Source organism: Sulfitobacter sp. AS59 (genome assembly GCF_038899995.1).
Taxonomy (GTDB): domain Bacteria; phylum Pseudomonadota; class Alphaproteobacteria; order Rhodobacterales; family Rhodobacteraceae; genus Sulfitobacter.
The window spans coordinates 1-19,858 of the sequence record NZ_JBBMQK010000002.1 but is presented as its reverse complement, the minus strand read 5'-3'; the positions used below and the strand labels follow the sequence as shown (position 1 = coordinate 19,858).

At 58.6% G+C, this 19,858-nt stretch carries 22 protein-coding genes; 11 read left to right on the top strand and 11 right to left on the bottom strand.

The features are described 5' to 3' along the window. Positions 1-25 precede the first annotated feature (25 nt). On the bottom strand, positions 26-1,645 hold the full coding sequence (locus tag WNY39_RS04415) for a peptide chain release factor 3 (RefSeq protein WP_341234390.1): 1,620 nt from the start codon (positions 1,643-1,645) through the stop codon (positions 26-28). A 128-nt stretch (positions 1,646-1,773) separates the two neighbouring features. Between WNY39_RS04415 and WNY39_RS04410 the strand changes: the two genes are divergently transcribed. Beyond that, positions 1,774-2,133 carry a nuclear transport factor 2 family protein gene (locus tag WNY39_RS04410; protein ID WP_342844421.1) on the top strand — a complete coding sequence of 120 codons (360 nt, stop codon included), beginning with the start codon at positions 1,774-1,776 and terminating at the stop codon, positions 2,131-2,133. A gap of 10 nt (positions 2,134-2,143) precedes the next feature. On the opposite strand, the gene WNY39_RS04405 is transcribed toward WNY39_RS04410, so the two are convergent. Then, positions 2,144-3,157, bottom strand: coding sequence for a Hint domain-containing protein (locus tag WNY39_RS04405; RefSeq protein ID WP_341234392.1), 1,014 nt, complete (start codon positions 3,155-3,157; stop codon positions 2,144-2,146). A 175-nt stretch (positions 3,158-3,332) separates the two neighbouring features. Here WNY39_RS04405 and WNY39_RS04400 point away from each other — a divergent pair, with 175 nt between their 5' ends. The 5 genes from WNY39_RS04400 (at position 3,333) to WNY39_RS04380 (ending at position 7,474) form a co-directional block, all read left to right on the top strand. After that, a complete protein-coding gene (locus WNY39_RS04400) occupies positions 3,333-4,112 on the top strand; it encodes an SDR family oxidoreductase (RefSeq protein ID WP_342844418.1) in 780 nt (259 codons plus the stop codon). Positions 4,113-4,269: 157 nt separating this feature from the next. Continuing rightward, entirely contained in the window at positions 4,270-5,628 is a 1,359-nt protein-coding gene (locus WNY39_RS04395; protein WP_342844416.1) for a sodium:proline symporter, read from the top strand. A 42-nt stretch (positions 5,629-5,670) separates the two neighbouring features. Continuing rightward, entirely contained in the window at positions 5,671-6,756 is a 1,086-nt protein-coding gene (locus WNY39_RS04390; protein ID WP_342844414.1) for an ABC transporter ATP-binding protein, read from the top strand. Between the two features lie 12 nt (positions 6,757-6,768). Then, positions 6,769-7,119, top strand: a complete 351-nt coding sequence (locus tag WNY39_RS04385) for a Lin0512 family protein (RefSeq protein WP_342844950.1) — start codon at positions 6,769-6,771, stop codon at positions 7,117-7,119. Beyond that, entirely contained in the window at positions 7,112-7,474 is a 363-nt protein-coding gene (locus tag WNY39_RS04380) for a Lin0512 family protein (RefSeq protein WP_342844412.1), read from the top strand. The genes WNY39_RS04385 and WNY39_RS04380 overlap by 8 nt, the downstream gene beginning before the upstream one ends. Before the next feature lie 57 nt (positions 7,475-7,531). Here WNY39_RS04380 and WNY39_RS04375 read toward each other — a convergent pair whose 3' ends face one another. After that, on the bottom strand, positions 7,532-8,170 hold the full coding sequence (locus WNY39_RS04375; protein ID WP_342844410.1) for a WYL domain-containing protein: 639 nt from the start codon (positions 8,168-8,170) through the stop codon (positions 7,532-7,534). A 210-nt stretch (positions 8,171-8,380) separates the two neighbouring features. Between WNY39_RS04375 and tatA the strand changes: the two genes are divergently transcribed. The 4 genes from tatA to WNY39_RS04355 are packed head-to-tail and all read left to right on the top strand — an operon-like array spanning position 8,381 to position 10,949. Then, a complete protein-coding gene (gene tatA / locus WNY39_RS04370) occupies positions 8,381-8,617 on the top strand; it encodes a twin-arginine translocase TatA/TatE family subunit (RefSeq protein ID WP_341234398.1) in 237 nt (78 codons plus the stop codon). 6 nt (positions 8,618-8,623) lie between these two features. Next, positions 8,624-9,238, top strand: coding sequence for a Sec-independent protein translocase protein TatB (gene tatB / locus WNY39_RS04365; protein WP_342844407.1), 615 nt, complete (start codon positions 8,624-8,626; stop codon positions 9,236-9,238). Next, positions 9,235-10,113: a twin-arginine translocase subunit TatC gene (tatC, locus tag WNY39_RS04360; protein WP_341234400.1), complete on the top strand. Its 879-nt coding sequence runs from the start codon at positions 9,235-9,237 to the stop codon at positions 10,111-10,113. Before tatB ends, tatC begins: the two co-directional genes overlap by 4 nt. After that, positions 10,110-10,949, top strand: a complete 840-nt coding sequence (locus tag WNY39_RS04355) for an ATP-binding protein (protein WP_342844404.1) — start codon at positions 10,110-10,112, stop codon at positions 10,947-10,949. Before tatC ends, WNY39_RS04355 begins: the two co-directional genes overlap by 4 nt. Positions 10,950-11,008: 59 nt before the next feature. On the opposite strand, the gene WNY39_RS04350 is transcribed toward WNY39_RS04355, so the two are convergent. The 7 genes from WNY39_RS04350 to purF form a co-directional block, all read right to left on the bottom strand. Continuing rightward, positions 11,009-12,259, bottom strand: a complete 1,251-nt coding sequence (locus WNY39_RS04350) for a LysM peptidoglycan-binding domain-containing M23 family metallopeptidase (RefSeq protein ID WP_342844402.1) — start codon at positions 12,257-12,259, stop codon at positions 11,009-11,011. Positions 12,260-12,336: 77 nt separating this feature from the next. Next, positions 12,337-12,996: a protein-L-isoaspartate(D-aspartate) O-methyltransferase gene (locus WNY39_RS04345; RefSeq protein WP_342844400.1), complete on the bottom strand. Its 660-nt coding sequence runs from the start codon at positions 12,994-12,996 to the stop codon at positions 12,337-12,339. Next, positions 12,993-13,778 (bottom strand): 5'/3'-nucleotidase SurE, encoded by a 786-nt coding sequence (surE, locus tag WNY39_RS04340; protein WP_342844398.1) that lies wholly within the window; start codon positions 13,776-13,778, stop codon positions 12,993-12,995. Before surE ends, WNY39_RS04345 begins: the two co-directional genes overlap by 4 nt. A 72-nt stretch (positions 13,779-13,850) precedes the next feature. Continuing rightward, on the bottom strand, positions 13,851-14,504 hold the full coding sequence (locus WNY39_RS04335; RefSeq protein WP_342844396.1) for an SDR family NAD(P)-dependent oxidoreductase: 654 nt from the start codon (positions 14,502-14,504) through the stop codon (positions 13,851-13,853). A gap of 73 nt (positions 14,505-14,577) precedes the next feature. Further along, the gene (locus WNY39_RS04330) at positions 14,578-14,970 is read right to left on the bottom strand and encodes a hypothetical protein (protein WP_342844394.1); all 393 of its coding nucleotides are present in this window, start codon (positions 14,968-14,970) and stop codon (positions 14,578-14,580) included. A gap of 71 nt (positions 14,971-15,041) precedes the next feature. Then, positions 15,042-15,308 carry a pilus assembly protein PilZ gene (locus WNY39_RS04325; RefSeq protein WP_342844392.1) on the bottom strand — a complete coding sequence of 89 codons (267 nt, stop codon included), beginning with the start codon at positions 15,306-15,308 and terminating at the stop codon, positions 15,042-15,044. Positions 15,309-15,514: 206 nt separating this feature from the next. Next, positions 15,515-16,999: an amidophosphoribosyltransferase gene (purF, locus tag WNY39_RS04320; protein ID WP_342844949.1), complete on the bottom strand. Its 1,485-nt coding sequence runs from the start codon at positions 16,997-16,999 to the stop codon at positions 15,515-15,517. A 728-nt stretch (positions 17,000-17,727) separates the two neighbouring features. Between purF and trpS the strand changes: the two genes are divergently transcribed. After that, positions 17,728-18,729 carry a tryptophan--tRNA ligase gene (gene trpS / locus WNY39_RS04315; RefSeq protein ID WP_342844390.1) on the top strand — a complete coding sequence of 334 codons (1,002 nt, stop codon included), beginning with the start codon at positions 17,728-17,730 and terminating at the stop codon, positions 18,727-18,729. Positions 18,730-18,869: 140 nt separating this feature from the next. Here the strand turns inward: trpS and map are convergent, their stop codons facing one another. Then, complete coding sequence (gene map / locus WNY39_RS04310; protein WP_342844389.1) at positions 18,870-19,619, bottom strand: type I methionyl aminopeptidase; 750 nt, start codon at positions 19,617-19,619, stop codon at positions 18,870-18,872. Positions 19,620-19,858: the final 239 nt, after the last annotated feature.

Here is a 19,858-nt window from a genome sequence, read left to right as displayed (position 1 = left end):
TCCAAGGTCCGCTGGCAAGCCAAAGCTAGACCATCATTTCCTTAGTCGCGGTCAGGCGCACATCGGGGTAATCACGGTCAACGCGGTCAATATCCCATTGCAGACGCGTCAGATAAACGATGTCGCCGTCATGGTCGTGCGCGATGTGCTGTTTGTTGGCTTCGATAAATTTATCAACGGCTTGGCGGTCGCCGTTCACCCAACGGGCCGAGGTGAATTGCGACTGCTCAAACCGTACAGGCAGGCCGTATTCCAGCTCGATCCGGCTGGCGAGCACCTCGAACTGCAATTGCCCGACAACGCCCACAACAAAACCCGACCCGATGGAGGGTTTGAACACCTTGGCCGCACCTTCTTCGGCGAATTGCATCAGCGCCTTTTCCAGATGTTTGGATTTCATCGGGTCGCCTGCGCGTACGCCTTGCAACAATTCGGGCGCAAAAGACGGGATACCAGTCACGCGGATGGCTTCGCCCTCGGTCAGGGTGTCCCCGATGCGCAATTGGCCGTGGTTGGGAATGCCGATGATGTCGCCGGCCCAGGCTTCCTCGGCCAGTTCACGGTCGGCGGCAAGGAACATAACGGGGTTGGTGACAGACATCACTTTTTTCGACCGCACATGGGTCAGTTTCATGCCGCGGGTAAAGTGCCCCGAGGCAAGGCGGACAAAGGCCACGCGGTCGCGGTGCTTGGGGTCCATGTTTGCTTGCACCTTAAAGACAAAACCGGACACATTCTTTTCTTCGGGCAAAATCTCGCGCGGTTCGGCCTTTTGGATTTGGGGTTCGGGGCCATAGGTCGCGATACCGTTCATCAATTCTTTGACGCCAAAGGAGTTGATCGCAGAGCCGAACCAGATCGGGGTGAGCGACCCTTCGGCCATCAATTCGGCATCCAGCGGTGGCATCAATTCGCGCACCATTTCCAGGTCTTCGCGCAGCTTTTCCAACAGATCGGCGGGCACATGTTCGGCCAGTTTTGGGTCATCCAACCCTTCGATGGCGATGCTTTCGGACACTTTGTTGCGGTCGGCGCGGTCCATCAGTTCCAGCCGGTCGCGCAAGATGTCATAGCACCCGATGAAATCGCGGCCCACGCCGATGGGCCAGCTGGCTGGGGTCACGTCAATGGCAAGGTTTTGCTGAATTTCATCGATGATCTCGAACACATCGCGGCTTTCGCGGTCCATCTTGTTACAAAAGGTCAGGATCGGCAGGTCGCGCATGCGGCAGACCTCGAACAGCTTTTGCGTCTGGCTTTCCACGCCCTTCGCGCCGTCAATCACCATCACGGCAGCATCCACCGCCGTCAGCGTGCGATAGGTGTCTTCGGAAAAGTCCGAGTGGCCGGGCGTATCGACGAGGTTGAACCGGAAATTGGTGTCTTTGGTCATGAAATCAAACGACATGGCCGATGCGGAAACAGAAATACCCCGGTCTTTCTCCATCGCCATAAAATCCGACCGCGTGCGGCGTGCTTCGCCCTTGGCACGGACCTGACCGGCCATCTGGATCGCCCCACCGAACAACAGAAATTTTTCCGTCAACGTGGTTTTGCCCGCGTCGGGGTGCGAGATGATCGCGAATGTGCGACGCCGTGCGATTTCGGCGGGCAATGCGGGGCGGTTTGAGGGGGTATCTAACATGGATTGGCATATATCCATGCCCAGAGATACGCGCAAGAGTGCGCACAGCAGCGGTGGCCGCTATTGTCTATGGCGTTCGTCGAAACGGGTGTAGACTGGTCTGGCGCAAGCAATAGGGAGAGTTCGAAATGGAGCTTAAGGAAATTGCCGACGCGCTGGTTGTGGGTTGCCGCACCGGGCGCGAGGTTGAAAATCTGGATAAACTATACGCACCCGACGCGGTTTCGGTCGAAGGGGCGGATCATGGAAATGGCCGCGAGACCAAAGGCTTGGACGGCATCAAGGGCAAACACGCCTGGTGGGACAGCGCGATGGAGGTCACCCGCCAAGAGGTTAGCGACCCGATGCTGCATGGCGATGATCGTTTCGCAGTGATCTTTGACGTGGCGGCGCGCGACAAGGAAAGCGGTCAAAGCATGGAGATGAAAGAAGTCGCGATCTATCATGTCGCAGGCGGCAAGATCGTCCGAGAAGAGTTCTTTGGCTGACGGATCGCGCTTAGCGCATGCTGGCCTTGCGCAGAATTTCCGCCGCGTCGGGGCGGTTCAGCAGGGGTTCGCTGACATCCAACCCGTCATGGCGGCGGTCCGAATGGCCGGGGATCATGTCGCCCATGGCCTCGGTTAACTCTTGCGGCAGGACTGGTTTGGTCCGGCTGTCGATCAGCATGGATTCTGCCGCGATCCCTTCGGCATAGATGATCTGGTGCCCGTCAAACAGCAGTTGGAAATAATCGACAAAACCGCCATCCTGAACACGCACGGTATAGCCGTTTACCAGATGGCGCGCTTTGACCAGCAGCTCGGAACGGCCCGCGCCGATACTGTCTTCGCGTTGATAGATGAACAGGCGGTGATCGGGGCTGACGATCAGGTCATTGGCATTGTTCAGAGTTCCGGCAGCGATAAAGATAGGGGCGAATTCGCCCACAGCGCGCACGGTGCTTTGGCTGATCCAGCGCACCGCTTTGATCCCGTCGTCGCGGGTCAATACACGGTCACCGACCTTTAACTCTTCGATGGGCCGCTGTTCGCCGGACGCCATGGTAATATGGGTGCCACGGGTAAAGGAAACACAAGCAACCTGCGCGAATTTCTTATGCGCGGTCACCGTATCAATGCCCACCAGCCGGTATTCGATCTGCGAGGATAATGCGCTGAACGGCAGGATATAGATTTCGGCGGCGTGATTGCTTTCGTCCACTTCGACCAGAACAATCGCATCCGTTGTTTGCCCATCGGGGGTCATAAAGGTCAGGGCGCAATCCAGATAAAGCTGCGCGCCGGCGGTACCAACCTCGGAATCCGAAGCGATTTTAAATGTTTGGGCGGCGGTTGTCAGCATCGACAGCCGTTGCGGCTTTGACTCGTAGGTCAGCTCGTAGACATCATCAAGCAGCAGTTCAGAGGCAAAGGAGATCGCATCACCCATATTGGCACCATCGGTTGCGACAAGCTGCGTTGCCCGGTAAACCGGAACGCTTTGTGGCGGGGATGGGCGGGTCGGTATCATCGGTGAATTATGCCTTTTTCGTGACGTTAATGTGTCTAGAATCCACTTTGCAATATGATTGTGGCGGCAACGGGTCAAGCCCGTGGTCATTTGCTGGCATTGGTCCCGTTAACGTTTGCTGGCATTGACCTAGTTAACAATGGTACGAGCGATCTGAAATCAGGAGGGACAAAACATGGATCTGGGAATCAAAGGTAAGCGCGCATTGGTATGTGCATCTTCCAAAGGCTTGGGATTGGGCTGCGCCGAAGCCTTGGCCGAAGCAGGTGTTGATCTGGTGATGAACGCACGCGGCAGTGACGCGCTGCAGTCGGCGGCCGAGCGGATCAGGCAGGATTACGGGGTCGAAGTGACAACCGTTGTCGCCGACATCGCCACGGAAGACGGGCAAAAAATGGTGCTGGACGCCGCAGGGCAGATCGACATTCTGGTGAACAACGCCGGCGGACCACCCCCCGGCATGTGGCAAGACTGGGACCGCGATGATTTCATCAAAGCGTTGGATGCCAATATGTTGGCCCCGATTGCGATGATCAAAGCGCTGGTGCCGGCCATGATGGATCGGGGCTGGGGCCGTGTGGTCAACATCACCTCGCAATCCGTGCGCGCGCCAATCGGCGTTCTGGGGCTCAGCAACTCTGCGCGTACCGGTCTGACCGGCTATGTCGCGGGCACCTCGCGTCAGGTGGCGGGCAAGGGTGTGACCATCAACAACCTGCTGCCCGGCATTCACGCCACCGACCGCGCTGATGCGCTGGACGGCGCTGTCGTCAAGCAAAAGGGCATCACGCTGGACGAAGCACGCGTTGAGCGGGCGCAAGGCATTCCTGCAGGCCGCTACGGCACACGCGGTGAATTCGGCGCGGCCTGCGCGTTCCTATGCTCGCAACATGCGGGTTTCATCGTGGGGCAGAACCTGCTGCTGGACGGTGGCGCGACCAACCTGACGATGTAAGCCTTTGGCGGCAGCGGGGCCATCGGGGCGCCGCTGTCGTTCCATCTGCAATTGCTACAGGCGATCACAATCACGACAGCCAAGATGCGACCAGATGGCATGGGGCAGGTGCCTCGGTTAAGTTTTTCCAAAGCATCTGATTAAAGGTATTCCCCCAATGGCCCCCGTTATCCTCATCGCCGTTTTCGGTGCCATCGTCGTGGCCAGCCTGCTGGTCGCACCGCGCCGCGTGTCCATCGACGGATTCTTTGGCGGGGTGACGTCGGCGGGCCGAGCGCCCGGACTTTGGACATTGGTGCTCAGCCAAGTCACCACATGGATTTTTGCCCGTTCGCTGATGAACGCGGCCATTTTGGGATATTACTACGGGATTGCGGGCACCTTGGCCTATGCCGCCTATTACGGGTCGTTTCTGACGGGCGGCTTTATCGTGGGCCGTCTGCGCGAAAACGGGTCAATGTCGGTGCAAGACTGGCTTGGCGCGCGGTTTGGGGCTGCGGGGAACGGTTGTTATAATCTGGTCATCGCGTTGCGTCTGTTGTCCGAAGTCTTCGCCAACCTGCTGGTGGTTGGTTTGATCTTTAACGCCGTTCTCGCGGGCAGTGGCACCACAGCTATTCTGATCGTCGCCCTTATGGGCCTTGTCTATTCCGCTTGGGGTGGCCTGTCTGCGGCGCTGCGCACGGACGTGTTGCAGATGCTGGTGTTTCTGGTCGTTTTTGGCGTGGCTTTTGTCTTTCTGGTCGCCAGCCCCGGTTTCGATCTAGGCGCGGTTGTTTCGGCACCGGGCACAGCGGGCAGCTATAATGGCTGGGTTTTGCTGGCGGTGGCGTTGTTGCAGGTGTTCTCATATCCCGCCCATGACCCTGTGATGATGGACCGTGGCTTTATCGCCGACCGGGCCACGACGCGGCGATCTTTCCTGCATGCGTTCTGGATATCGACGCTCTGCATCATCGGTTTCGGGTTTTTCGGCATTCAGGCCAGCCTGACCGGGGCCGAATACGAGGGCGAATTGATCGGCACATGGGGCAAGATGTTTCCGGCTTGGGTGTTTGGCGCGTTGATGATTTCATTGCTTGTCTCGGCCCTTAGCACCTTGGATTCAGCACTGGCATCGGCCGCACGGCTGGTGGTCGAGGAATTGAAACTGGCCCCGCGCAGCCTGAACGGGGGACGCGCCGTGATGGTGGTCTTTATGGTCGCAGGTGCTGCACTGACCTTGTGGGGGAATGCGACCCTGTTTGATGCGGTGGCCGTGTCCGGCACCGCGTCAATGTTTCTGACGCCTGTACTCATCGTGGGGCTGGTGATGGGCCGCCAAATTGCAAGCTGGTCCTATTTCGCGGCCTTTGGTGCGGCGATGTTGGGGGCCGTGGCCTATTTCGGGCGGGGCTGGGCCATGTTCGCCGCGATCTTGCCCGAGGGGCATAAATACGAACAATTGCTGGTGATCTGTCTGGTCGTTTTGGTCGCAGGCTTTGCGGCGGTGCTTGCGGGCGCGCGGCGGGGCTGATAGCGGTTTTCCGAGCGGATTGATCGGATAAGACAGCAGCCCATGACGGAAATTCAGCCTCGGCTTGAAATCAAAAACCTCAAGCGTAGCTATGGCGGGCGCCCCGTTGTTGACGACGTCAGCCTGAAAATCATGCCCGGGCAAGTGACCTGCCTGCTAGGGCCATCGGGTTGTGGTAAATCAACGACCTTGCGGATGATCGCGGGGGTTGAGATGCAAGACAGCGGCACGATCCATGTAGATGGCAAGCTGATTTGTGACACCATGTTTCGCGTTCCACCAGAGCGGCGCGAAATTGGCCTGATGTTTCAAGACTTTGCCCTGTTTCCGCATCTAAGTGTGGCTGGCAATGTCGGCTTTGGCCTGAAAACCGGCACCAAAGCCGAGCGCCGCGCGCGCATCGAAGAACTGCTGGAGCGGGTTGACCTGCTGCGGTTCATCGACGGCTATCCGCATCAGCTGTCGGGGGGCGAACAGCAACGCGTGGCACTGGCCCGCGCTTTGGCACCGCGCCCCAAGATCATGTTGATGGACGAGCCGTTCTCCGGGCTTGATAACCGTTTGCGCGATGACATCCGCGATGAAACGCTGGGTATCCTTAAGGAAGAGGGGACCGCCGTTTTGCTGGTCACCCACGAGCCTGAAGAAGCGATGCGTATGGCGGATGAAATCGCCCTTATGCGGGACGGCAAGATCGTGCAGCAAGGCGCGCCCTATAACGTATATACGCGCCCGATTGATCGGGCTGCGGTTGCGTTCTTCTCGGATGCGAATGTGTTGCGGGCCGAAGTTTCCGGCGCGCTGGCACACACGCCTTTCGGTCGGTTTCTGGCCCCCGGTGTTCCTGATGGCACCCAAGTCGACATCGTGTTCCGGCCCCAGCACGTTCGAATTGATTTCGACCGCGCTGGCAAAGGGCCACTGCCCACGGCGACGGATGGTACGGCGGCACGGGCAGTCGTCGCGCGGGCGCGGTTTATGGGCAATGAAAGCCTTGTGGAATTCGTGATGGATCATGATGGCAGCACGCTTCGTGCGACCGTGCCGAATGTGTTTTTGCCCCCCGCTGGCGCGGTGATGTGGTTGACCGTCCGGCGGGACCGCTGTTTCGTATTTCCGGCAAGCTGAAAGAGCCCCATGATGCAAACACTGATGGTGGAATTCGGCATGGGATCATCCCTGCGCCGTGCCGATTATACCCAAGCAGCCGAGCGCGCGGTGCGCGATGCGCTGTGGCATAATTCGATCAATCTGGCCGAGCTGTTCGGCTTTGATAAATCCGCGATGAAAATCCGGCTGGATGTGGGGGTGCAGCAACCGGATCAGGTGGATACAGATGTGCTGCGGGCGGTGTTTCCTTACGGCGATGTGACGGTGAATGTGCAGCGCGGGGGATTGGATGTGCCGCGCCCTGACGGCGACGGCAATCCGACGATCATGGCGAATGTGGCGCTGTCTGTGTCCTTTGATATGGAGCGTGCCGATGACTGAACAACGCATTATCATCGAGATGGGCATGGGCAACGATCTGCACGGCATGGATTACACCAAAGCCTGCGCCCGCGCGATTGAAGACGCCTTGCGCCATTCGTCATTGCCGCTGTTTGGGGTGTTGGACCTGGCCCATGACGCAATGCGCGTTCAGGTGACGGTCGCAGTGCAGGACCCCGATCAGGTGGATATCGACGCGCTGGTGGCCAAGCTGCCGCGCGGTCGCGCGCAGGTGCGGGCGGTTTTCGGCGGGCTTAACGTGCCCAGCGGGGACGAGGTGATTGTCGTCGCCCAGGCCAGTGTTGAGGCGTTTTTGCCCAAGCAGGATGGCTGGCGTTTGCGGGACCCGTCGTAAAAGAGATTCTATGCCTTCGGCGAGGATTTTTTTCCATTTGGAATTAGGCGTTCGGAATTAGGCCCTTGGGGTAAACAGCTCTGGCAGTGGGTCGGCATTTTCCATGAGGTCCAGGCGGAGCGCGATATTGTCGTTTTGACCTTCATCCCAGCCTTTTAGAATCCAGCTGCGGGCGTGGTGCTGCAGGGACGCCGGGTGCAAGATCAGGCTGCGCAGGGTCGCGTCGGGGTTGTTGTAAACGATCTTGAGCTTTTGGCGGGCGCGGATGGCGGCGCGCAGGATTGGCAGGTGCCCCATGCCACGCGCGGCATTGGCAAAGGGGTGTTCGATCTGCTGCCAGTCGCTGGTCGGTGGCGTCGCTTCCAGCGGCAGGCTTGCGTCGATCTTGGCCGCGAGCGAGGTGGCAGCGGATTTCAGGGCAGGGTCGGTGGTTTCCAACACAATGGCGAGGGCAAGCTGCAAGGCCTCGATCTCCGGATCGGTCAGGGTCAGCGGCGGTAGGGTCGTCGCGCGGGTAAGCCGGTAGCCCGCGCCTCGTGTTCCTGTGACGGGTACGCCCGAGGATTGCAGTCGCCCGATGTCGCGGTAGAGCGTGCGCAGTGAGACGCCTTGCGCGGCGGCCAGATCCTCGGCGCGGTGCAGGGCGTAATCGCCCAGCGTGGTGAGCAGGGCAAACAGGCGATCAGATCGGTTCATAGGTCTTTGTGGCATAAAAACGCGGGGTGGCCAAGATAACTGACAAAAAACTGTCAGTAGTTTGGGCGCGTTCACTGCATTGGCATGAAACGTGCGCAAATGGCTGTGTTCGGGGGTGTTTCCCACTTCAAGCTGGCAGCGGTCACGCCTAAACAGAATGGGATTTGAACGCATATGGTGCGTTCGCCTGTTTTGGATGTGGAGAAAACTATGTTTAATAATATCGGCCTTCCCGGCCTTCTGTTGATCGCTGTTGTTGTGTTGGTCCTGTTTGGACGCGGCAAGATTTCCAGCCTGATGGGTGAAGTCGGCAAAGGCATCACCAGCTTTAAAAAGGGCATTAATGAGGGCGAAGAAGACATCAAAAACGCCAGCGACGACACCGCCGAGCTGTCTGATGACGCCGCCGCTGTGACCGAGATCAAGACCGACAAGGACAAGGTATAACCTGCCATGTTTGATATGGGGTGGTCGGAGTTATTGGTCGTGGGCGTCGTGGCCTTGATCGTGGTGGGGCCCAAGGACCTGCCTGTCTTGTTTCGCAAGGTCGGGCAGTTTGTGGGCAAGGCCAAAGGCATGGCGCGCGAGTTTAGCAGCGCGATGAATGACGCCGCAGACGACACCGGTATGCGCGAGATTTCATCGGGGTTGAACAAGTCGCTTAAGGCGGCCACCAACCCGCTGGGCACCGCGATGGACGAGGTCAAATCGGCGACCAAATCCCTGACCAACATCGACCCTGAGAGCGAGACCGGCAAGCTGGCCGCCAAGCGGGCAGAAGACGCCAAAAAGATGCAGGCGGTGCGCGACCGTACCATCGCGGAACGCAAGCAACGCGAGGCGAAAGAGGCGTTGGCCGCAGCGGATGCAGAAGTATCGAAGCTGGCCAAGCCTGCAGCCAAGAAAGCCCCCGCCAAGAAAGCGGCGGCGAAACCTGCTGCCGCGAAAAAAGCGCCGGTCAAAAAGCCAGCGGCCCCCAAAGCGGCTGCCCCGAAAAAGCCAGCGGCGAAACCGGCGGCCAAGAAACCTGCGGCTAAAAAGCCGGCGGCAAAAAAGAGTGACACATGAGTGCTTCTGACGATATTGACGACAGCGCTGCCCCGCTGATCGAGCATCTGGCAGAGCTGCGCACGCGGCTGATCCATTCCGTGATCGCGTTTATCATCGGCATGGTGATCTGTTTTACCGTTTGGAACCCGATCTTTAACTTTCTGACGCATCCGCTGTGTTCGGCCATGGCCGAGCGGGGCCAAGAGGACTGCGGGCTGATCCTGATCAAGCTGCAAGAAGGTTTCTTTGTCGCGATTTCGATCTCGCTTTTGGGCGGGTTGGTTTTGGGCTTCCCCTACATCAGCTACCAGCTGTGGCGGTTTGTGGCGCCGGGGCTTTATAAGAATGAAAAGGGCGCGTTTCTGCCGTTCCTGATTTCTAGCCCGTTGATGTTTTTCTTGGGCGCGGCATTTGCGTTTTATGTGGTTACGCCACTGGCGTTCGATTTCTTCCTTGGCTTCCAGCAAGCCGGTACTTTGGTGGGGGATGCGGGGCCTGATGGTCAGGGTATTGCGGCGATTGCCTTTCAAGGCTCTGCGCAGGAATACCTTAGCCTGACGATCAAATTCATCGTTGCTTTTGGCCTGTGTTTCCAACTGCCTGTGTTGCTGACGCTGATGGGCAAGGCCGGGTTGGTCAGCGCCGAAGGGCTGGGCAATGTACGTAAATATGCCGTTGTTGGCATTCTCGTGTTGGCCGCTTTGGTGACGCCACCGGATGTGATTACGCAGGTCATTTTGTTCGTCGTTGTGTACGGGCTTTATGAAATTTCGATCATGCTGGTCCGTCGTGTGGAACGTAAGCGCGAAGAGAAACTGCGCGCCGAAGGCTATTACGACGACGAAGACGAAGATCCCATGATGTCGGAGTTCGACGAGGATGACGACAAGTGATCGATGACCCTTTAGATCGCATTGCAGCGGCGCTTGAGAGGATATCTCCTGCGCCGCTGAAGGCCCCCGACTTTGATGCGGCTGGGGCCTTTGTCTGGCAGACCGGGCCGGATCATCTGGTGCCTGTGCCCAAGGTCAGCAAGATTGATCTGGATTTGCTGGTGGGCGTGGACCGTGCGCGCGATACGTTGCTTGCCAATACGGTGCAATTCGCCGCTGGTTTGCCTGCGAATAATGCCTTGCTGTGGGGCGCGCGGGGCATGGGGAAATCCAGCCTTGTCAAAGCGGTACATGCCCATGTTCAGGCAACCCATGACGCGCTGCGCATTGTCGAATTGCAGCGCGAGGACCTGCCTTCGGTGGGTCGTTTGCTGGCCCATCTGCGCGATGCGCCGTATCAATTTATTCTGTTCTGCGACGATCTGAGCTTTGGCAATGATGATGCGCAGTACAAGTCGCTCAAGGCCGTGTTGGACGGCGGGATTGAGGGGCGACCCGATAATGTGGTGCTTTATGCCACGTCGAACCGCCGCCATCTGATGCCGCGCGATATGATTGAAAACGAACGCGGTTCTGCGATCAACCCAGCCGAAGCGGTCGAGGAAAAGGTTTCTTTGTCTGACCGGTTCGGGCTGTGGTTGGGGTTCCATGCCTGCGACCAGCAGCAATACCTAGAGATGATCCAAGGCTATTGCGATGCGCATGGTGTCGAGATTGACCCGGCCACATTGCATGCCGAGGCCATCGAATGGCAGGCGACGCGCGGATCGCGGTCGGGCAGGGTGGCATGGCAGTATTTCGTCGATCTGGCAGGCCGTCGCGGCGTGATGTTGTAGTCACGCTTTCGCGCACTGGGCTAATCCTGAGGCGCTCGTTTACGCCTCAGTGTCCTAGATCAGTTCAGGTAGGGCGACGGGTCGACGCTGTCAAAGCCGTTGCGCACTTCGAAATGTACGAATGCATCCTCGCCGCCACGTAGCTTGGCAATGGGTGCGCCTTTGGCTACGTTATCGCCCTTGGCCACGCTGACATCCGTGACGTTTGCGTAAACGGTCAGCAGGTTATCGGGGTGGCGGACCACGACGATTGGAACGCCCTCGGCGCTTTTCGTAATGGCGGCGACAGTGCCGCTATCGGCGGCTTTGACTGTTGTGCCGGGCGCGGCCTTGATATTGATCCCCTCGTTTTTGCCCTTTGAATAGGCGCGGATAATGCTGCCTTGGACCGGTGGCATCATGCGGCCTTGCGTTGCTGGCTTGGTGGTTTTGCCAACATCTGCCACGGGCTCTGCCGGTGCAGGCGTCGCTGCGGTGGGTTTGGGCGCTGGTGGTTCGGCGGGCGGCAAGGGTTTTGCAGCGCTTGGTGGCGTGGGCGTTGGTGATCCGGTGCCGGGCAGCGTCGTGACCGCCGGTGTGGCGGTTGCCGTTTGGGTTACAGGGGTTTCACGTTTTGGCGCGGCCTGTTGAGGAACGGGGATCAGCAGGAACTGCCCTTCGCGGATCGAGAAATCTGGCCCCAAGCCATTCCATTCGGCCAATGTTTCGACGGGCACCGCGTAAAGGCGCGCGATGGTATAGGCGGTTTCGCCGCGTTCGACCCGGTGGCGTACAGGCTCGCGGCCCGTCTGCTTAAGAGGGTTCTCGCGGGTCTGTGCGGCTGGCAAGGCGGCCGTCTGTACGGCAGAGGATTCAGGCGCGCGGTTGATCGCACCGCCTGCAAGCGTCTGGATATCAACGGCCTGCGTGGTGATCGGGCCGGTGCCAGATGCACCTGTGGCGGGCGATGGTTCTTCGACGCGGGTTTCAAGGGCGATAATCTCGCCTTTGCGCAGGGGGATGTTGGGATCGATACCGTTAAAACGCGACAGGGCATTCACATCCGTGCCCACCCGGCTGGCCACATCGGCCAGCGTGTCGCCGCGACGGGCCACCACAACTTGATAATTGGGATAAGAGATAACACCGCGATTGTCGGGTTGGGGTCTGACCGCCAGAGCGCCGGTTGCAGCATCAGCGGTGGTGAAACCATCACCGAAACCGCCGCGCAGATCATAATCAAGGGGGCGGTTACACGCGGCCAACAAAAGCGCACTGCTTCCTGCCAGAACCGTCAACCTAAGGGTTCGGGTCGCCATCGAATGGGTCATCTGCTCGTCCTCATGTCTTGCACGACGTGTCGTCTTTGGTCTCCATGTGGTCTGGAGTTACCCTGTCTATACAGCATTTAGCTGTCTTTGCCCATTCCTTCAAGCAAAGGGACAAAGCGCACCTTGCGCAGCTCGTCGTATTCAAGGCCGGTTTCGGTTTTACGCACCCGTATCAGATGCTGGACGGCATCAGACTGGCCGACGGGCACAACCATGATACCACCGATTTTCAACTGTGCGACCAAGGGACCCGGGGGATCCTCGGCGGCGGCGGTGACGATGATACGGTCAAAAGGGGCCTGTTCGGGCAAGCCAAAGCTGCCGTCACCCACGATGGCCGTGATGTTGGTCAGATCAAGCGCCTCAAAGATTTCGCGGGCTTCATGGACCAACCGGCGGTGGCGGTCGATGGTATAGACGCGACGCGCAAGCCTGCTGAGGATCGCGGCCTGATAGCCGGAACCGGTTCCGACCTCTAAAACCTTATCGCGGGGTGATACCTCAAGCGCTTGTGTCATCAGGGCCACAACGGATGGCTGGCTGATGGTCTGACCGCAGGCAATGGGTAGGGGCATATCCTCGTAGGCGCGGGCGGCGAAAAGACCACGGATAAACGGGCCGCGGTCAATCTGCTCCATCGCATTAAGCACGCGCGCATCCGTCACGCCCTTTGAGCGTAATGCATATAGAAACTGCATTTTGCGTTCCGCGACCGAGATGTCCTCTTCGTCGTTCATGTATTGAGGGCTTCCAGAGCGGCAAAGCTGTCATGGGCGGTAAAGTCCGCGCGCATGGGGGTCACAGTGATATAGCCGTTCAGATTCAAGGCCGCGTCGGTATGGGCGGCGGTCGGTATCTGCTGGTCGGCCCCTTGGATCCACAAATAGCGCCGCCCTTGGGGCGAGACATGCGGGGTGGTGGAAAAACTGGTGTCGCTGCGGATGCCTTGAGGGGCGAGGCGGATACCTTGGACGTCAGCGGCAGCGGTGGGCGGGAAATTGACGTTATAAAACAAACGGTAGCCGTCCGTATGCGCAGGCGTGGCGTCGATGATGCGGCGGATCACATCCGCGCCATGCTCTGCCGCGGCCTCGAATGCGTCGTCAAGCACACGGTTGGCGGGGCCGAAATATTGCGACATGGCAACGGCGGGAATACCTTGAAGCGCGGCTTCCATCGCGCCACCGATCGTGCCGGAATACATTGCGTTTTCAGCGGCATTATTGCCCCGGTTGACGCCGGACAACACCAGATCGGGGGGGCTGTCCTTCATTGAATCGTGCAGGGCGGCGAGAACGCAATCGGCGGGGCTGCCCTCGACCGAAAAGGCGTGTTTGCCGATCCGTTCAATCATCATCGGACGGGTGTAGCTGATGCAATGGGCCACGCCGGATTGTTCATAGGCGGGGGCCACTGTCCACACTTCGCCCTGGGGGCCTGCGAGGGTGGTGGCAATGGCATGGAGCGTCTTGAGGCCCGGTGCGTGGATGCCATCATCGTTGGTAATTAGAATGCGCATAATATCCCCTTTGCGCCTTGATAAGCGAGGGATGTGGGCGCGGCAAGGCAGGAGCCTTCGGCGAGGATATTTTTAAGCCAGAGAAGCGGACAGAGCGGCCAAAATGTCAGCTGCTTGGGCGTGTGGGCTGGCCAGATCATCGCGGGATTCACCGGGGTGGAACCGTGCGCGGGTTGCCGTGGGCATCGGGGCCGGTGTCATGATGTGAACCTTGGGCCCGATTTTGGCGGCCTCGGACTGCCATGATCTGGCAAGGGCGATTTGCGCGGCTTTGGTGGCACCGTAGGCCCCGTAAAACTTGGATCCGACAACGGGATCGTCGAAAAATACCGCTTGTCCGGATTGCGTCAGCAAGGGCGATACATAGGTGATCAGGGTCGAGGTGGCCGTGATGTTGCAGGCCACGGATTTGGCCATGTCTTTGGCATCGATATGATCGGTGGGGGCAAGGGGGGCTGCGTGGATCGCGCTGTGCATCCATAGATCAAGACTGCCCCAACGGTCATAAATGCCACGGCACAGGGTCGCCATGGCGTCCGCGTTTGTGATGTCCATGGGGGCCAAGGTGGCACTGCCGCCACGGGCTTGGATGCGGTCATCCAGTTCCTCAAGCGCGCCGGTGGTTTTTGCCACGGCGATGATGTGGTGGGTGTCGCAGAGCGCTTCGGCCAAAGCAGCCCCAAGGCCGCGCGAGGCACCTGTGATTAATGCAGTTTTTTGTGTCATGGGTGGGGATATGCGCGGGGGAATGCGCGGCGTCAAGGGGGCGCTTGGCCCTGCGGTGCGTGGCCGTGCCCCGTTAACCTTTGCGGTGGTAGGTAAAGGTCAGCCGCGCAAGGTGGTCAATCGCTTGGGTGGGCAGGGGCGCGCCGATGGTCACGCGCAATGCACGGTTGGTTTCATAGATAAACTCGGTTGGGTAGATGTCGCGCATTATGGCGCTGATCGTTGTTTTACAATCAACATACAGCGCGAGGGTTTGCGGTGCGCTGTCTTGCCAGTTCAGCCGCAGGGTGCTGCCTTGGCGCGGCCGCCGTGGCCGCCATGCCGGTTGCCCCCATTTGAGGCTCTCGTCGAGGGGGCCCACATCTGCCTCTTGTGCGGCCTTTAGAATAAGCGCGCGCATGTCGTTAAACTGATCGCGAACAGGGGCGGGCCAAGGGGCGATTGTGCTGTCGAAAGGTGTGGTCATGCCATCAGCTTGCACGTGGCGGGGCGGATGATCAAGCGTGGCTTTGGTTCATGGCGTCAGGGGGGCTGCCATCAAGACGCGGGCAGCTGCAAAACCTTGGCTTTTTGGCCGATGCCAACCACGATTGCAGTGTCGCTGATCGCGGCGACCGTGCCACCTGCAATCGGGTCGCCAATTTTAACCCGCTTAATCCGCCCGTTGCGTTCGCGGACCAAGGCACCGGGGTCGGCCAAGCTGCCGAAAATCCCGATCAGAGACACGGCGGGCAGGGCGACCTTTTGCGTCGCGAGCGTTATTACTTTGGCCGGGGTTGGTGTGCCGGTATCATCTGTGGACATGTCAGCCTCTCTTGTTCCCCCTCGATCAGCGGGCGGGATTTCCTAGCCTGTTAACAAAGAGGGTTCGGGGCAGGAAGCCACCCTGCCAGCGGCAAGCAAATACCGGCCTACGGCGTCGGCAAAGCCTTGCCATCAGGGGGAGATGCGAAAAAGCGCAGGGGCTTTAGGCCTCTGCGCTTTTGCTGTCTGGTATCGGGCGGATATGCCTATTCGGCGGCGGGCTTCATCTCAAACCCTTGGTCGATTTGATCTGCCGGACGGACCGGATAGTCACCGGTAAAGCACGCGTCGCAATATTGCGGGCATTTGGCGTTGCGGCCTTTGGCTTCGCCCACGGCGCGGTACAGGCCATCGATTGAAATGAACTTCAGGCTATCCACTTGCAAATGATCGCGCATTTCTTCTTCGGACATGGTCGCGGCGAGCAGTTTTTCGCGCTGCGGCGTGTCGACGCCGTAAAAGCACGGCCATGCGGTGGGGGGCGAGGCGATGCGGAAGTGAACCTCCTTGGCACCGGCATCAAGGATCATTTCCTTGATCTTGCGGCTGGTCGTGCCGCGCACCACCGAATCGTCAACGAGGATCACGCGCTTGCCCTTGATCAGCGCGCGGTTCACGTTCAGCTTGAGCCGCACACCCATGTTGCGGATCTGTTCGGTGGGTTCGATAAATGTCCGGCCCATATATTGGTTGCGGATGATCCCCATGGCATAGGGAATGCCCGATTGCAGGCTGAACCCGATGGCCGCAGGGGTGCCGCTGTCGGGCACGGGGCAGACCAGATCGGCATCGACCGGGCTTTCCTTGGCCAGCTCGCGGCCAATCGCCTCGCGGGTTTCATAGACCGACCGACCACCCAAAATGCTGTCGGGGCGGCTGAAATACACATGTTCAAAGATGCAGAACCGTGGCTCCAACCGGCGGAAGGGGAAGTGGCTTTCCACGCCTTTGTCGGTGATCACGACCATCTCGCCGGGTTCAATCTCGCGGACGAAATCGGCACCGATGATATCAAGGGCGCAAGTTTCGGAGCTAAGCGCCCAGCCGTCACCGACCTTGCCCAACACCAGCGGGCGCACACCCAAAGGATCGCGCACGCCGATCAGCTTGGTGCGGGTCATGGCGACAACGGAAAACGCGCCTTCGACCCGGCGCAGGGCGTCTTCCATGCGTTCGGGGATATTGCGTTGCAAGGAGCGGGCCATCAAATGGATGATGCATTCACTGTCCGAGGACGACTGGAAAATCGAGCCGCGTTCAATCAGTTCGCGGCGCAGGGCGTTGGCATTGGTGATGTTGCCGTTATGGGCAATTGCCGCACCGCCCATGGCGAATTCGCCAAAAAACGGCTGCACATCGCGGATCGCTGTCGGGCCCTTGTTGCCGGAGGTGGAATACCGCACATGCCCGATGGCCAATTCGCCGGGCAGGGTTTCCATGATCTTTTGCGAGGTAAAGTTATCGCGCACATAACCAAAGCGGCGCGCAGATTGGAAACCGTCTGTCGGATCATAGCTGACGATGCCGCCGGCCTCTTGTCCGCGATGTTGTAGCGCGTGCAGGCCAAGGGCCACAAAGTTCGATGCGTCGGCGACACCGACAACGCCGAAAACCCCGCATTCCTCTTTCAGTTTATCGCCGTCATCGGCGTCTCGTAGATACGAGGTGTCAAAAGGATGTGCGGGAGGCATGATCTTGGACAACGGGGCAGCTCCGATTCCGGGAAGAAGACACGCACTATGTAGGCGCTTGAACCGAGCTTGTCACCCCGCTGTCACATTAAGAGATGCCTAAAAGGGTGGCACAGTCGTGATAACGGGCAGGTCGCAACTTTTGCGTGTGGGAAGGGTGGGGGATGAGTACGGGGCCGTGCCCGAATTGGGGCGGGATTGCGGGAGGCGGTGCTTCTCCGGTGGTATATGCATTGGTCCGTCGCAATTGGCGCGAAATGATTGTTTATGGAGAATGTAGCGAATGGCGGGTTCGAGCCCAGACCTACCGCGTGAGGGGCGAAGCTATTCGCAGTCGCAGCATCGTATGCTTTGCAAGAGACGGCCCTAAGCCGACATCCAGAGACAAGTCGAGATGCTGCGATTGCAGCCCGCATTGCCGACATTCGCTGCAATCGCAAAATTAGGTGGTGGGCGAATTCACACAATGCGGACAAAGGGTAAATTCGCTGCGGATGCGCGAGAGTCCGCTTCAGACGCTCAATCCCTATATGAGCGATGCCGTATTGACCGACCTTGGTTAGAGGATTACACGCAGTTCTATGGAAAGCACAAAAATCATCTCGAACTTTTGGTGGCTGGTCTCCTTATAAGGCGACTGGACAGTATTCTATTCCGAGGTCGCCGTTTGGGCGGCCTTTTTTGTTTCCATGCGTCCTGCGGCACCTCTTCTCAACGAGGGCATGCTCATGACCAAACCAATCATTCTGACCGGGGACCGCACCACGGGGCCGCTCCACATTGGCCACTACGCGGGTTCGCTTGCCAACCGCTTGGCGTATCAGGACAGCCATGAGCAATTCCTGCTTCTGGCGGACACTCAGGCACTCACCGACAACGCTCACGATCCTGAAAAGGTACGGCGCAGCGTAATCGAGGTGGCTCTTGATTACCTTGCCGTCGGCATTGACCCGGCGCGCACGACAATCTGCCTGCAATCGCATCTGCCGGCGCTTGCGGAACTGTCGATGCTTTACCTCAACTTCGTCACCGTGTCCCGCTTGGAACGCAATCCCACGATTAAAGATGAAATCCGGACGCGTGGATTTGGCCGTGATATACCTGCGGGCTTTCTATGCTACCCGGCGGCACAAGCTGCTGATATCACTGCATTCAAAGCAACCGTGGTCCCGGTAGGCGACGACCAAGCGCCACTCATAGAACAGACCAATGAGATAGTGCGTCGGATCAATTCCACCGCTAACCGAAAGGTGCTTCCCGAGGCCGTCGCTGTTATCCCAAAGGCCGGACGGCTTCCCGGCATCGACGGCAAAGCTAAGATGTCTAAATCAGGTGGCAACGCTATTCCACTTTCTGCATCGCCAGATGAAATCAGCGCCGCCGTCAAAGCGATGTTTACCGATCCGAACCATTTGCGTGTCGCAGACCCCGGACAGGTCGAAGGCAATGTTGTCTTCGCGTATCTGCACGCGTTTGATGAAGACAAGATCGCTGTTGAAGAGCTGACGGCAAAGTACGAGCGAGGCGGGCTTGGCGACGGAGTGGTCAAAAAACGACTGGACGGCATACTGCAAGAGCTGCTTGCTCCTATTCGGACGCGAAGAGCGCAACTGTCGAAAGACCCCGCCTATGTCTTAGACGTAATTAGAAGAGGTACGGAGATTGCACGAGACCGAACAAACGCTACCAAACGCGAAGTTGTCGAACACCTTGGGTTGTTCAGGCTTTGACCTGTAAACTTTGGCGTTGGAGCTGCCGTTCGTAAATCTTGCAGCATCGGTCATTCCGGGCTCGAAGCGGTTATTAGACGCGATCCGCACCAAGGTCGGCTTTGGGCCGAATTGGTTAGTCAATTGAATGAGCATTCAGTTCAATCAGGCAACGTCACGACAATCGGCCCGCGATCAGTCGCAACGACCGTGTGCTCATATTGAACGACAGGCGCGACAGGTTCGCTATAGAGTGTCCATTCATCATCGCGTTCCGCTGCCCAAAGGCCGCCTGTGGATAGGAACGGTTCGACCGTGAGCACCAGCCCTTTGTTCATGCGACGTTTTTCGCGCCGCGTAGGCCAAGTAGCGATTTCAGACGGGTATTCGTGTAACGATCGTCCGACACCATGACTGGCTAGATTCTGGATAAGTGTATAGCCGCGGTCCGACGCAAATCTGCCTACTGCCTTACCAATGCCTGCAAGCGGCCTGTTGCTGCCAACTTGCCTGATTCCGATCTCCATCGCGCGTTTCCCGTCCTTGCAAAGGCGATCCAGCGATGGTTTGACCGTGCCTACACGGAAGGTCGCGCCGGTGTCGGCAAAGAAGCCATTCTTTGACGCCGAGACATCAATGTTTACCAAGTCCCCGGCAAGGATAACTCGCTCGCTTGGGATGCCATGTGCGATCTCCTCATTCACACTGATGCAGGTCGCACCCGGAAAATCATAAACCTGTTCAGGCGCGGACACCGCCCCCTCAAGATCCAAGAGCGCGCGGCCGATGTCGTCAAGCTCTCGCGTCTTCATGCCCGGTTCCATCGCTCTGGCCATCCCATGCATAGTGTTTGCAACGATCCGGCCAATTTCTTTAAGGCCATTGAGCTCATCTTCGTGGGTGATTGTCATAGGATGTCCTCAGGCTGTGTTCATTTTGGTTGGCACCGTAACGGTTCGTGACCGACTTGTCCCACGCGTTCCGAAGACCGATTTGAAAGTCGTGCTATAGTATGCGAATGACCGGATTGGCGTCGCCGCAATGCAGCATCAGACTGAGACAGCAAGGGCTGCTAATGGGATGTACCGGCTGCTTCACCCAGCAGGTTAGACTGAGCTTAGTTTCACCTGCATATAGGAGAAGTAGCATG